Here is a 12,405-nt window from a genome sequence, read left to right as displayed (position 1 = left end):
CGGCGGAACCTGCTATCCGGCGCGGCACAAGGAAAGTGCCGGTGTAGCTCAGCTGGTAGAGCACGTCATTCGTAATGATGGGGTCGGGGGTTCGAGTCCCTTCACCGGCACCACTTCCTTGAAAGAAAAACCCGCGTGACCTCTGATGGTGACGCGGGTTCTTTCTTTTCTGCGAAGGCCATTTTCCTGTCGGTTTGAGACTGCGGTCATGTCTGGGTAACGATCTGGGCAGCGCCTGTGATAGCCGATGGCTCTGCCGGTGCCGCGACTTCAATCCTGATGTAGGTCCGGATAGCACTCTCGTTCTGCCAATCCATCAGGGCTTGGGTTCTTTCCATCCCGAGAGGAATTGCTTCAACCCCCGCCATGCAGGCGCGTCAGGTTGATATCCTCGAAACTTCCGCATCTATTCCGGATGTCGTGATTGCGGCGATCAGTGATCCCAATCCTGCCTGGAGATCGCAGCAGCCATCTCGCGACGGAAATTCTCGATCGTCAGCTCGGCATAGCTCGACAGGGGGCGGCCCTTGCGCGTGACGACCCATGCGGTGATTCCGGCTTCCTCGACCAGTGGCCTGCGCGTCAGGCCGGGCATGTAGACTTCGGCGACCGAAAATTCGTCGATCAGCGCGACGCCAAGTCCGTGGCGGACAAGGCTGACCACCGTCTGGGCGAAGCGGCCGCGCATCGTGAAGCTGGGAGTCACGCCCGCCTCGACAAAGGGCCGGGCCAGCGCCGCGCCATAGGGGTCGTCAGGATCGACGCCGATGAAATCCTCCCCCTCGAGGTCATGGACCGAGATCGCCGCCTTCTGGGCCAGTCGGTGGCCGTCGGGCACGATGACCATCAGCCGGCCCGTCGCAAGGGGCACGCTGCTGAGCGCGGGATTGGCGACGGCCGAGCTCATGACGACGAATTCTCCGCGGTCGAGCAGAAGATAATCGGTCGTTTCCTCGATCTTGAGGATGTTGAGGTCGATGAAAAGATCGGGAAAGCGCGAGCGGACGCGACGGATCACCCGTGCGGCGATGAACTGCGCGATTGAAGGGGCAGAGGCGAAGGACAGCCGGACATCCTCGCCCTTGCGCAGGGCCTTCACGGCGTTGTTCAGGTTGTCCATCTGGCGATGGACCTGGTGGATCATCTCGAAGATCGCCGCGGCTTCGGCAGAGGGGACGAAAAGCCCCCCCTTGCGATCGAAGAGGCGAAGGCCCAGCGACTCCTCGGAATATTTCACAAGCCGCGAGATGCCGGGTGCAGAAACGTTCAACAGTGCGGCCGCGCCCTGAATGGTGCCGGCCATCATGACCGCACGGATCACTTCGACCTGGCGGATCGTCAACTGGCTCATTGCCTGGCCTCCCTCCTGCGATCCATGCGAGTTAACACGATGTTACGTTGGGGTGGAGAATGATATTTGACGTAACGCGCCCTGCCTGCGAAGGCTGCAGCACGGTGTGAACTGCCATGTCGCGCCGGGGTTTGCAGAACTGGGGGCAGGACATGATCCGCGGCACGACGAAACTGATTGCGCATCTGGGCTATCCGACGAGCACCTTCAAGGCGCCCATGATCTACAATCCCTGGTTCGAGCATCGCGGCATCGACGCGGTGGTCGTTCCGATGGGATGCAAGCCAGCCGATTATGCGGCATTCCTGCCGCTTCTGTTCCGGCTTTCGAATATTCATGGCGCACTGATCACCATGCCGCACAAGGTCGCCACGGTCGAGCTTGCCGATCGCGTGTCGGTCACCGCGCAGATCGCGGGCTCTGCGAATGCTTTGCGATTGGCCGAGGATGGTCGGCTTGAAGCCGACATGTTCGACGGCGAGGGTTTCGTCGCGGGCGTTCTTGGCAAGGGACAGCAATTGGCCGGGCGCTCGGCCCTGGTGGTGGGCTGCGGCGGGGTCGGCTCGGCCATCGCGGCCTCGCTGGCCAAGGCCGGCATCGCCCGGTTGGCGCTGTTCGATCCCAGCGCGGCAAGTGCCGATGCTCTGGCTGGCCGGTTGCGGTCCGCCTATGCCGAACTGGTCGTGACGACCGGCGCGAAGGACCCCGCCGGGTTCGACCTCGTGGTCAATGCCTCGCCCCTTGGGATGAATGCCGATGACCCGCTGCCCATGGATGTCGAGCGGATCGACCCCTCGGCCTTCGTGGGTGAAGTGGTGATGAAATCGGAAATGACCCCGTTTCTCGCGGCGGCCGCGGCACGCGGCTGCCGCTACCAGGTCGGGACCGACATGCTTTTCGAACAGATACCGGCCTATCTCGAATTTTTCGGCTTCGGTCGTCCCCCGGTCGAGGAACTGAGGGAACATGCGGCGATCAGCTATTGATCGAATATCAGGGCGGCCCCTTCGGCCGCCCTTCGCATTGCGCTGCTAGCTCAGCCAGCGCCCGATCAGGGTGATGGCGGCACAGCCTCCCAGCATCAGCAACCAGTGAAGCAGCACCGATTTCGGTGAACGCTGCTCGGTCGTGGTCCGGCGTGGCAGCTCGGGCGCCTGTGGCCGCTGCGGCGGTGGCGGGACGAAATGGGGCTGGCGATCATGTTCGATCGTCCGGCTCGGGGCCGGGTCGCGGAATTCGATGGTCATGGGGATGTCCTATTGAACGCATGAGTTGGCGCCCCGCGTTTCCACGTGAAACGCAGGACAACGAATGTGCGAACTCAGGACAACGGGGGTGCGCGGGCGCGGGCAGTCGGCGGGCTGCGCGAGGCGGGAAGGACAAGTTCCACCCCGGCCAAAAGCAGCGTAGCGGGCGCAGAAGGCGCAACCGGCACGATACAGGGCGGCTTCGTCGCGGCGGGCAGCGGCCTGAGCTGTACGGCCTCGTGCCGAAGGACCACCGCACCCGCCTGTTGCGTCACCAGCGCCGGCTCGATCCGGGCGAGCGAGAAATGGCTGGGAAGACCGCTGCGCTCGGGCGCGACCGGTCCCGGCAGGGCAGCCATCAGCAGGACCGCAAGCGTTCCGAGCCACAGGCGGAGCGCGCGGGCAATCCTTTCGTCTGGCTGGGGCCGCATCCTGATCATTCCGGCGACTTCGCCCATTTGCGCGGCAGAGCGCAAGGCTTGGCTTGGCCATTGCCCTCCCATGGTGGCATTGCCCGCGAAGTTGTGAACATATGACGCCAAATTTCCGAGTCGGGATTGGGGAAGATCATGGACATGACCGTCGACGAGGCGCTGACGCACGGCGGGGCAGGGCGTTTCCAGCAGCGTCTGCTGGGAATTTTCGGCCTGGTCTGGGCTGCCGATGCGATGCAGGTCCTGGCGATCGGTTTCACGGCGGCCTCGATCGCGACCAGCTTCGGGCTGACCGTGCCGCAGGCGCTGCAGACAGGAACGCTGTTCTTCCTGGGCATGTTTGCCGGAGCCACCCTGTTCGGTCGGATCGCAGACCGGATCGGGCGCAGGAACGTGCTGCTGCTGACAGTGCTCTGCGATGCCCTCTTCGGCCTGGCTTCTGCCTTTGCGCAGGATTTCACGATGCTTCTGGCGTTGCGCTTCCTGACCGGCATGGCGGTCGGAGGCACCTTGCCCGTCGATTACGCGCTGATGGCAGAATTCCTGCCGCCGAGGAATCGCGGGCGCTGGCTGGTCTGGCTTGAAGGCTTTTGGGCCGTCGGCACCATCGTGATCGCCTTGACGGCCTGGATCGCCCATCTGGCAGGTGCCGCCGAGGCCTGGCGCTGGATCTTCGGCGTCGCCGCCCTGCCGGCGGTGATCGGTGTCGTCATGCGGCTCTGGGTTCCGGAATCGCCGATGTTCCTTCTGCGGCACGGGAAAGAGGAAAAGGCCCGCGCCGTCGTCAACCGCGTCCTTGCGGGCAATGGCGCGCGCCATCTGGGCCCGGAAACCCGCCTTGTGGCGCCAGCCGCGCCCGAGGTCGGCCAAGGCATCTTCGGGCCCGAGTTGCGTCGACGCAGCCTTGCCATCTTCGCCACGTGGTTTCTTGTGTCGGTGTCCTATTACGGCGTGTTCGTCTGGCTTCCCTCTCAGCTGGTTTCCGGCGGAGCCGGTTTCGTGAAAAGCTATGGTTTCCTTGTTCTGCTGGCTCTCGCCCAGATCCCCGGCTATGCGCTCGCCGCTTTCGGGGTCGAGGCCTGGGGACGCAAGCTGACGCTTCAGCTTTTCCTTGTCCTCAGCGCAGCTGGCTGCTTCCTTTTCACGCTGGCCACGACACCGCTGATGGGCGGGCTTGCGCTGTTGCTGATGAGCTTTGCCCTGCTGGGAACCTGGGGCGCGCTCTATGCGATCACGCCCGAACTTTACCCGACCGGACTGCGGGCCACCGGCATGGGCACCGCAAGCGCGGTCGCGCGGGTAGGCGGGTTGCTGGCCCCATCACTGCTGGGTCTGGTCGTGGCCCAGGGCTTCGGGATCGCGATCGGCGCCTTTGCCGCGCTGCTTGTTCTGGCGGCGGTGACCACGCTGATGATCGGCCCCGAAACGCGGGACCGTGCGATCGGCTGAAACTGCGGCGATTGGCCGGCACCGGCCCTTGCGGGCCGGTGCTTTCTTTGGCAGGGGGCACATATGGCGACTGTTTCCGAACTCTACGAGGCCCGCGTCAAGGCAGGCCAGCTTGCTCCCGATGACGCGCAGCGCGGCGTGCTGCCCGCCCTTGACCGCCTGGTTCGCGATCTGGCCGCGCGGCCCGCGCCACAGGCCCAGAAATCGGGCTGGCTGTCGCGGTTGATGAAGCCCGGCAACGGTGCCGCGGACACGCCCCCCGTCAAGGGGATCTACCTTTGGGGCGGGGTCGGTCGCGGCAAGTCCATGCTGATGGACCTGGTGATGGATGCCGCACCGCTCGATCAGAAGCGCCGCGTGCATTTCCATGAATTCATGCAGGAAGTGCAGGGCGCTCTGGAAGCCGTGCGCAAGACCGGACAGCAGGATGTGGTCCGACCGGTGGCAAGATCCATTGCGGAAAAGGTGAAGCTTCTCTGCTTCGATGAGATGCAGATCACCGATATCGCGGATGCCATGATCGTGGGACGCCTGTTCCAGATCCTGTTCGAAGAAGGGGTGACGGTGGTCACCACCTCGAACCGCGTGCCCGAGGATCTGTACAAGAACGGGCTGAACCGCCAGCTTTTCCTGCCCTTCATCGCGCTGCTGCGCGAGCGGCTCGAGGTGATCGAACTGGCCAGTGCCACGGATCATCGACAGAACCGTGACGAAGGCGGGCAGGTCTGGTTCACGCCCGCCGACAGCATTGCCCGCAGCCATATGGACCTGCTTTGGCGCGAGGAAACTGCAGGCGCGCCAGCCCAGCCGCTGATGCTCGAGGTCAAGGGTCGCAAGGTCGAAATCCCCGAACATGTCGGGCGGATCGGCCGCGCAAGCTTCTGGGAGCTTTGCGGCAAGCCGCTTGGCCCGGCCGACTACCTTGCCATGGCCGAGGCGCTGGATCTGTTGTTCATCGATTCGATTCCGCGGCTGAGCCAGTCGAACTACAACGAGGCCAAGCGCTTCGTGACCCTGATCGATGCACTTTACGAAGCCAAGGTGCGCCTGATCGCCAGTGCGGCAGACAATCCGGAACGGCTTTACGCCGAGGGCGAAGGCGCATTCGAGTTCGAACGCACCGCCAGCCGTCTGCACGAGATGCGCGATGCCGATTGGGGCAGGGGCTGAGGCTGCGTCTTAGCCGTTATCCCTCAGAACCTCGCCGGCGAGATAAAGCGAGCCACAGATCAAGATCCTCGCCCCCGGTTCCTCGAGCGAGATGCGGCGGACCGCGTCCAGCGTGTCCGGCGCCGTCGTCGCGGCGATGCCGCAATTCATCGCGGCGCATTCGGTTGCCTCTGCCGGCAGCGTGGCCTCGGCGCCAGGGATCGGTACTGCGATCAGGCTGCGGACATGCTGGGCAAGCGGGCGCATGTAGCCCTCGACATCCTTGGTGTTCAGCATGCCGCAGATCAGATGGGTGGGACGGCCGGGCATGGATGCCAACGTCGCCGCGACGGCCTCGCCCCCGGCGGGATTGTGGCCGCCATCCAGCCACAGTTCGCAATCCCCCGCAGCCTCAACCAGCGGGCCGCGTGCCAGGCGCTGCATCCGGGCGGGCCATTCGGCGCGCGTCACGGCGGCCTCGGCTTCGGTGTTTGCGTAACCCAGTTCGCGCAGAGCCGCGATGGCAGTCCCCGCATTGATGATCTGATGTGGGCCGGGCAGGTTCGGAAGCGGCAAGTCAAGAAGACCGCGTTCGTCGAAATAGACCAGCCGCCCATGTTCGCTGTAGCTGTCCCAGTCCTGTCGCGCGATGCGCAGGGGGGCGGCCAGCGCCTCGGCCCGCGCCTCGATGACCTCGCGGCCCTCGGGTTCCTGCGGCGCGACGATGCAGGGCACGCCACGCTTGATGATCCCGGCCTTTTCGCCGGCGATTTCGGTCAGCGTCTCACCCAGGAATTGGGTATGGTCGATGCTGACCGGGGTGATGACGGTCAGAACGGGCTGATCGACGACATTGGTCGCATCCAGCCGTCCGCCAAGCCCGACTTCCAGAAGCGTGTAGTCTGCCTCGATGCGCGAGAATGCGAGGAATGCCGCCGCGGTCGTGATCTCGAAATAGGTGATCGGCTCGCCGCCATTCGCCGTCTCGCATTCCTCGAGTGTCGCGGCGAGGTCGGGTTCGCTGATCAACTCTCCTGCGAGCCGGATGCGTTCGTGAAAATGCGCGAGATGCGGTGAGGTATAGGCGTGGACTTTCTTCCCCGCCGCCTCGAGCCCGGCGCGGATCATGGCCTGGGTCGAGCCCTTGCCATTGGTGCCCGCGACGTGAATGACCGGCGGGATGCGGCGTTCCGGATTTCCCAGCGCGGCCAGGATGCGCTCCATCCGGTCCAGGGACAGGTCGATGACTTTCGGATGCAATTGCATCAGCCGGGCTAGGATGGCATCGGAATTGGTCATCGACATGTCGTGCCCCGGATCAGGATGATTTCGTTTCGGCCGGCGCGGCGGGCGGAGCCTCGGGCGCGGCTTCCGACTCGGTTTCGGGCAGAGCCATGGCGATGCTGCCCGGCGCGGGCAGGTCGGCCGCGATCGGCGCGGGTTGGCGCATCACGATGCGCAGGATCGAGATCAGCTCTTCGCGCATCTTCTTGCGATGGGTCACGCGGTCGAGCATGCCATGCTCCAGCAGATATTCGGCGCGCTGGAAGCCCTCGGGCAGTTTCTCGCGGATGGTCTGTTCGATGACGCGGGGACCGGCGAAGCAGATCAGGGCATTCGGCTCGGCGATCTGGATATCGCCCAGCATCGCATAGCTCGCCGTGACGCCGCCGGTCGTCGGATGTGTCAGCACGACGATATAAGGCAGCTTGGCTTCCTTGAGCATCTGCACCGCGACCGTGGTGCGCGGCATCTGCATCAGGGACAGGATGCCTTCCTGCATCCGCGCGCCGCCCGCGGCCGAGAACAGCACCAGCGGGCGCTTGAGCTTCACCGCACGCTCGGCAGCGGCGATGATCGCATTGCCGACATACATGCCCATCGAGCCGCCCATGAAGGAAAAGTCCTGGGCGGCGGCCACGATCGGGGTGCGACCCATCTCGCCCTCGGCGACCAGCATGGCGTCTTTCTCACCGGTCGATTTCTGCGCGGCCTTCATCCGGTCGGGATATTTCTTCTGGTCGCGGAACTGCAGCGGGTCCGCGACCGGCTCGGGCACCTTCACCTCATTGAAGGCGCCGCCATCGAACAATGCGGCAAAGCGCGCGCGGGGCGTGATCGCAAGATGATGGTCGCAGTTCGTGCAAACATTCAGGTTGTCGGCAAGTTCCCGGTGGAAAAGCATATTTCCGCATTCCGGGCATTTGGTCCACAGGTTCTCGGGCACTTCGCGGCGCGAGAACAGCGAATTGATGCGCGGACGCACGTAGTTGGTGATCCAGTTCATCCGAGAAGCCCCTTGCGCTGCATTCAGCCGACCACTTAGGCAAACGGAGGCGGAATTGCAATTCCGCGCGGGTCGGGCTTTGATGCCGCAATGTGGACCCAGATGTTTGTGTTCATTCACTATGCAATTGCGCTCGCCGTGTCCGTGCGGGTGCTTTTGCGTCCCCGATTGGAACCGACGGTCCGGCTATCCTGGATCCTCGTGATCGAGCTCGTGCCGCTTGTCGGCATCCTTGCCTATGTGCTTTTCGGCGAGATTCGCATGCGCGGGGCCGAGGTCGAGCACATGGTGAATGTACGCAGCAGGCTTTCGGGGCTTTGGCGGCCAAGCCCTGCGCAGGTCAGGCAGCCGCCCGAATTCGCGGCCCCGATCATCGCCGCGAATCGGGCGACCACGGGTTTTGGCGCGGTCACGGGCAATCGCGCCGAGCTTCTGGCCGAGGATGACGGGGCAATCGCCGATCTGGTCAGCGCGATCGATGAGGCGCGCGACCACGTCCATATCCTGTTCTACATCTGGCTTGATGACCCTTCGGGCCGTTCGGTTGCCGAGGCCGCGATCCGCGCCGCAGTTCGCGGGGTCAAGGTTCGCGCGGTGATCGATGCCTTCGGTTCGCGCGCCTTCGGCCGATCCGAGGCCTGGTCGAAGATGCGCGAGGCGGGTGTCGTCTGTGTCGAGGCTCTGCCGCTGGGCCTTCCGGTCATCGGCAGCCTGTTTCGCCGGATGGATCTGCGCAATCACCGCAAGATCGTCGTCATCGACCATGAGCTGGGCTTTACCGGCAGCCGCAACTGCGCCGATCGGGCCTTTGCGATCAAACCGCGTTACGCCCCCTGGATCGACGTCTTCCTGCGGATCGAAGGCCCTGTCGTGCGCCAGATGCAGGCGGTCTTCCTGCAGGACTGGATGAGCTATTCGGGCGAGGATCTGGGCGAGATGCTGGAATACGCGCCCCCCGACCTTCGGACCAAGGCGATCGCCCAGGTCGTCGCGACCGGACCGGATGACCGACAGGGTTCGCTTTCGGACTGCATGGTGACGATGATCCACGCGGCGCGTGAAAGACTGGTCATCACCACCCCCTATTACGTCCCGGACAGTTCGCTTGATGCGGCGATCAGGACGGCCGCGCGGCGTGGGGTGGAGGTCACGATGATCCTTCCGGCCCGCAACGATTCCCTGGTGGTACAGGCTACGTCGGAAGGCTTCTACTATGGGCTCGTCTCGGCCGGGGTGAAGCTGATGCTCTATCACGGCGGATTGCTGCACTCGAAGATACTGACCGCCGATGGGCGCATGGTCATGCTGGGCAGCGCCAACATGGATCGGCGCAGCTTCGAGCTGAACTATGAAATGAACATGCTCTTCGTCGATTCCGACCTGACCCGCCAGCTTGATGATCGGCAGAAGGGTTACATGGCCGAGGCCGAACTGATCACCATCAGCGAGCTTCGCGGCTGGTCCCTGTGGCGGCGGCTGAGAAACAACCTGCTGGCGCTAGCCGCGCCGATCTTGTGAGGAGAGGATGAAATGGCCGGATTGGCGGATGAAACGATCATCGACGGTGCGTCCGTGATCGGAGAGGAGGAAATACGGCAGCAGCTCGAGACGCTTCCTGGATGGAACCTCGTTGCCGATGGCAACGCGATCGAGCGCGAATGGCATTTCAAGACATTCCGCCAGGCCGCCCAACTGGCCAATCTCGCGGCATGGCAGGCCGAGGAGGCGCGGCATCATCCCGATATCGCCTTTGGCTGGGGCTGGGCGCGAATCACGTTCACCACGCATTCGGCCAAAGGCGTGACGCTGAATGATCTGATCATGGCGGCAAGGCTGAGCCAGGCCGTGGACTGAAAGGCGAAAGGCAAGGTTCGAAGGATTCCCGCACGGCCCTTGCCCCCTTGGCCCTGCAGGCCCTACCAATGTGCTGTCGGAGGAGAGAGCCTTGAAGAACGATCGTTTCGACAAGTCGCGACTTCCCAGTCGCCATGTGACCGAAGGTCCGTCGCGCGCGCCGCACCGCTCCTATTTCTACGCAATGGGCATCTCCGAGGCCGAGATCCATTCGCCCTGGGTCGGTGTCGCGACCTGCTGGAACGAGGCTGCGCCTTGCAACATCGCGCTGGCCCGTCAGGCGCAATCGGTCAAGCAGGGCGTCAAGAAGGGGGGCGGCTGTCCGCGCGAATTCACCACGATCACGGTGACCGACGGGATCGCGATGGGACATGAGGGGATGCGCAGTTCGCTCGCCTCGCGGGACTGGATCGCGGATACGGTCGAGTTGACGATGCGCGGCCATTGCTACGACGCGCTGGTGGGACTGGCCGGTTGCGACAAGTCCCTGCCCGGCATGATGATGGCAATGGTGCGGCTCAATGTGCCTTCGGTCTTCATCTACGGCGGTTCGATTCTGCCGGGCAAGCTGAACGGCAAGGACGTCGTCGTGCAGGATGTCTTCGAGGCGGTCGGTCAGCATGCGGCGGGCAACATGTCCGACGCCGAGCTGGAGATCCTCGAGCGCGTCGCATGCCCGTCTGCGGGTGCCTGTGGCGGGCAATATACCGCTAACACGATGGCGTGCGTCTCGGAGGCGATCGGGCTGGCGCTGATGAACAGTTCGGGCGCGCCCGCGCCCTATGAAAGCCGCGACCAATACGGGCTTGCGTCGGGCGAGGCCGTGATGACCCTGATCGAGCGAAACATCCGCGCCCGGGACGTGGTCACGCTGAAGTCGCTGGAAAACGCCGCCCGCGTCGTGGCCTGCACCGGCGGGTCGACCAATGCCGGGCTGCATCTGCCCGCGATCGCGCATGAGGCGGGGCTGACCTTCGACCTGTTTGATGTCTGCGACATCTTCCGCGACACGCCCTATTTCGTGAACCTTCGGCCGGGCGGGGATTACGTCGCGAAGGATCTTTTCGAGGCGGGGGGCGTGCCGGTCGTGATGCGCGAGTTGCGAAAGGCCGGGTTGATTCATGAAGAGTGCATCACCGCGTCGGGACGCACGATCGGAGAAGAGCTGGATCTGGTCGATCGCGAGATCGACGGCAAGGTGATCCATTCCGTCGCGAACCCGCTTTCGAAGACCGGCGGCGTGGTGGGGCTGAAGGGCAACCTCGCGCCTGACGGCGCCATTGTGAAGGTCGCGGGCATGCCGCCCGAAGCGCAGGTGTTCACCGGCCCGGCGCGGGTTTTCGAATGCGAAGAGGACGCCTTCGCAGCCGTGACCCGTCGCGACTACCGCGAGGGGGATGTCATCGTCATTCGCAACGAAGGCCCGGCGGGCGGTCCCGGGATGCGCGAGATGCTGGCCACCACAGCGGCGCTGTCGGGGCAGGGCATGGGCAAGAAGGTTGCGCTGATCACCGATGGGCGCTTTTCGGGCGCGACGCGTGGGTTCTGCGTCGGACATGTCGGACCCGAAGCGGCGCATGGCGGCCCGATCGCCTTTCTGCGTGATGGCGATATGATCACCATCGATGCCCCGAAAGGCGAAATTTCCGTGGCGCTTCCCGAAGATGAGCTTGCCCGTCGCCGTGCCGACTGGACGGGACCGCGCATGACGGATTATGCCTCGGGGGCATTGTGGAAATATTCGAAACTCGTCGGCAAGGCGCGTTTTGGCGCCGTCACCCATCCCGGAGCCGCCGAGGAAACGCATGTTTATATGGATCAATAAGAACGGGGCAGCATGATGGCGGTCCGACCCAGCAAATGGCTCGATCGTAAGACCAGGCAAAGGGCACTTCGCCAATGGGCTGAAATCGCCGAAGAAGTCGAGTTCATGGCTCCGCCACGGATTCGCAGGCTGACGCAGGAGGCCCATCTGCTGCGCGCGAGCCTGAACAGGTTCTTCATGCGCGGCGATCGCAAGGCGGCGGTGTCGCGCGTGGCGCTTGATGCGCTGCATTTGCCGGGCGGCACCGATTGGCGCTGGCGACCGGGCTTCATGGCTGGCCAGATCTCTCCGCGCGGGATCGCCGCGCCCGCTCCGGGCACCCGGTTGGGGGATCGCGCCGCGCTTTGGCACGATTGCCCCGAACCGAGCATGGTTCTTGAACAACTTCCCAGCCCCCGCGCCACGGATCTGTCACCCTATTGCATGCGGCTCGAGGTCTTCAGCTTTGCGGGGAACTTCCTTTCGGTTTCGATCGACCTTCCGACCGAGGCACTGGACGGGCTGACGCGGAACCACATCCTGCGCCTTGAAGTATCGGCCCTGATCGAGCGGCCGATGAAAATCTACTCGCGGCTGAATATCGGGCATGGACCGAATACCGATGAATTGGTGAAGGAGTTCGGGACGATCGAACCCGGTCTTGCCAGCCAGCAGGTCATCGAGTTCGACCTTGCCTATACCGAGATGAACGAGAAACGGCTGGAAAAGATCTGGCTCGACCTGATCTTCGATTCACCTGCCATGAATGCGGTCGAGATCCGCGAACTGTTTATTTCCCGCCACCTGCGGGCCGAATTCTAGGAAGGCCG

12 protein-coding genes and 1 tRNA gene are annotated in these 12,405 nt (G+C 64.0%); 8 read left to right on the top strand and 5 right to left on the bottom strand.

Annotated features, from left to right (window positions below):
- Window positions 1-37: 37 nt before the first annotated feature.
- A tRNA-Thr gene (locus RGQ15_RS01475) sits at window positions 38-113 on the top strand.
- Between the two features lie 320 nt (window positions 114-433).
- Here RGQ15_RS01475 and RGQ15_RS01470 read toward each other — a convergent pair.
- The gene (locus RGQ15_RS01470) at window positions 434-1,351 is read right to left on the bottom strand and encodes a LysR family transcriptional regulator (protein ID WP_311158435.1); all 918 of its coding nucleotides are present in this window, start codon (window positions 1,349-1,351) and stop codon (window positions 434-436) included.
- Between the two features lie 116 nt (window positions 1,352-1,467).
- Between RGQ15_RS01470 and RGQ15_RS01465 the strand changes: the two genes are divergently transcribed.
- A complete protein-coding gene (locus RGQ15_RS01465; protein ID WP_311158434.1) occupies window positions 1,468-2,337 on the top strand; it encodes a shikimate dehydrogenase family protein in 870 nt (289 codons plus the stop codon).
- A gap of 45 nt (window positions 2,338-2,382) precedes the next feature.
- Here the strand turns inward: RGQ15_RS01465 and RGQ15_RS01460 are convergent, their stop codons facing one another.
- A complete protein-coding gene (locus RGQ15_RS01460) occupies window positions 2,383-2,598 on the bottom strand; it encodes a hypothetical protein (protein ID WP_311158432.1) in 216 nt (71 codons plus the stop codon).
- Window positions 2,599-2,672: 74 nt separating this feature from the next.
- Complete coding sequence (locus RGQ15_RS01455) at window positions 2,673-3,029, bottom strand: hypothetical protein (RefSeq protein WP_311158431.1); 357 nt, start codon at window positions 3,027-3,029, stop codon at window positions 2,673-2,675.
- Window positions 3,030-3,167: 138 nt separating this feature from the next.
- On the opposite strand from RGQ15_RS01455, the gene RGQ15_RS01450 reads away from it, so the two are divergent.
- On the top strand, window positions 3,168-4,481 hold the full coding sequence (locus RGQ15_RS01450; RefSeq protein WP_311158430.1) for an MFS transporter: 1,314 nt from the start codon (window positions 3,168-3,170) through the stop codon (window positions 4,479-4,481).
- A 63-nt stretch (window positions 4,482-4,544) separates the two neighbouring features.
- Window positions 4,545-5,651, top strand: coding sequence for a cell division protein ZapE (gene zapE / locus RGQ15_RS01445; protein WP_311158429.1), 1,107 nt, complete (start codon window positions 4,545-4,547; stop codon window positions 5,649-5,651).
- A 9-nt stretch (window positions 5,652-5,660) separates the two neighbouring features.
- On the opposite strand, the gene RGQ15_RS01440 is transcribed toward zapE, so the two are convergent.
- The gene (locus RGQ15_RS01440) at window positions 5,661-6,935 is read right to left on the bottom strand and encodes a bifunctional folylpolyglutamate synthase/dihydrofolate synthase (protein WP_311158428.1); all 1,275 of its coding nucleotides are present in this window, start codon (window positions 6,933-6,935) and stop codon (window positions 5,661-5,663) included.
- 13 nt (window positions 6,936-6,948) lie between these two features.
- Complete coding sequence (gene accD / locus RGQ15_RS01435) at window positions 6,949-7,917, bottom strand: acetyl-CoA carboxylase, carboxyltransferase subunit beta (RefSeq protein WP_311158427.1); 969 nt, start codon at window positions 7,915-7,917, stop codon at window positions 6,949-6,951.
- Between the two features lie 102 nt (window positions 7,918-8,019).
- Here accD and cls point away from each other — a divergent pair, with 102 nt between their 5' ends.
- From cls to RGQ15_RS01415, 4 genes are all read left to right on the top strand, one after another.
- Window positions 8,020-9,435: a cardiolipin synthase gene (cls, locus tag RGQ15_RS01430; protein ID WP_311158426.1), complete on the top strand. Its 1,416-nt coding sequence runs from the start codon at window positions 8,020-8,022 to the stop codon at window positions 9,433-9,435.
- A 12-nt stretch (window positions 9,436-9,447) separates the two neighbouring features.
- Window positions 9,448-9,771, top strand: coding sequence for a 4a-hydroxytetrahydrobiopterin dehydratase (locus tag RGQ15_RS01425; protein ID WP_311158425.1), 324 nt, complete (start codon window positions 9,448-9,450; stop codon window positions 9,769-9,771).
- A gap of 91 nt (window positions 9,772-9,862) precedes the next feature.
- Window positions 9,863-11,596 carry a dihydroxy-acid dehydratase gene (gene ilvD, locus RGQ15_RS01420; protein ID WP_311158424.1) on the top strand — a complete coding sequence of 578 codons (1,734 nt, stop codon included), beginning with the start codon at window positions 9,863-9,865 and terminating at the stop codon, window positions 11,594-11,596.
- 12 nt (window positions 11,597-11,608) lie between these two features.
- Window positions 11,609-12,397: a DUF6478 family protein gene (locus RGQ15_RS01415; RefSeq protein WP_311158423.1), complete on the top strand. Its 789-nt coding sequence runs from the start codon at window positions 11,609-11,611 to the stop codon at window positions 12,395-12,397.
- The last annotated feature ends 8 nt before the right edge of the window (window positions 12,398-12,405 follow it).

Source organism: Paracoccus sp. MBLB3053 (genome assembly GCF_031822435.1).
Taxonomy (GTDB): domain Bacteria; phylum Pseudomonadota; class Alphaproteobacteria; order Rhodobacterales; family Rhodobacteraceae; genus Paracoccus; species Paracoccus aurantius.
The sequence above is the reverse complement of the archived record's forward strand: the minus strand, read 5'-3'. Positions and strand labels throughout refer to the sequence as shown.

Excerpts from the sequence above, each read along its gene's own strand:
- RGQ15_RS01470 (WP_311158435.1), bottom strand. The coding sequence starts at position 1,351 with ATGAGCCAGTTGACGATCCGCCAGGTCGAAGTGATCCGTGCGGTCATG.
- RGQ15_RS01465 (WP_311158434.1), top strand. The coding sequence starts at position 1,468 with ATGTCGCGCCGGGGTTTGCAGAACTGGGGGCAGGACATGATCCGCGGC.
- RGQ15_RS01460 (WP_311158432.1), bottom strand. The coding sequence starts at position 2,598 with ATGACCATCGAATTCCGCGACCCGGCCCCGAGCCGGACGATCGAACAT.
- RGQ15_RS01455 (WP_311158431.1), bottom strand. The coding sequence starts at position 3,029 with ATGCGGCCCCAGCCAGACGAAAGGATTGCCCGCGCGCTCCGCCTGTGG.
- RGQ15_RS01450 (WP_311158430.1), top strand. The coding sequence starts at position 3,168 with ATGGACATGACCGTCGACGAGGCGCTGACGCACGGCGGGGCAGGGCGT.
- zapE (WP_311158429.1), top strand. The coding sequence starts at position 4,545 with ATGGCGACTGTTTCCGAACTCTACGAGGCCCGCGTCAAGGCAGGCCAG.
- RGQ15_RS01440 (WP_311158428.1), bottom strand. The coding sequence starts at position 6,935 with ATGTCGATGACCAATTCCGATGCCATCCTAGCCCGGCTGATGCAATTG.
- accD (WP_311158427.1), bottom strand. The coding sequence starts at position 7,917 with ATGAACTGGATCACCAACTACGTGCGTCCGCGCATCAATTCGCTGTTC.
- cls (WP_311158426.1), top strand. The coding sequence starts at position 8,020 with ATGTTTGTGTTCATTCACTATGCAATTGCGCTCGCCGTGTCCGTGCGG.
- RGQ15_RS01425 (WP_311158425.1), top strand. The coding sequence starts at position 9,448 with ATGGCCGGATTGGCGGATGAAACGATCATCGACGGTGCGTCCGTGATC.
- RGQ15_RS01415 (WP_311158423.1), top strand. The coding sequence starts at position 11,609 with ATGATGGCGGTCCGACCCAGCAAATGGCTCGATCGTAAGACCAGGCAA.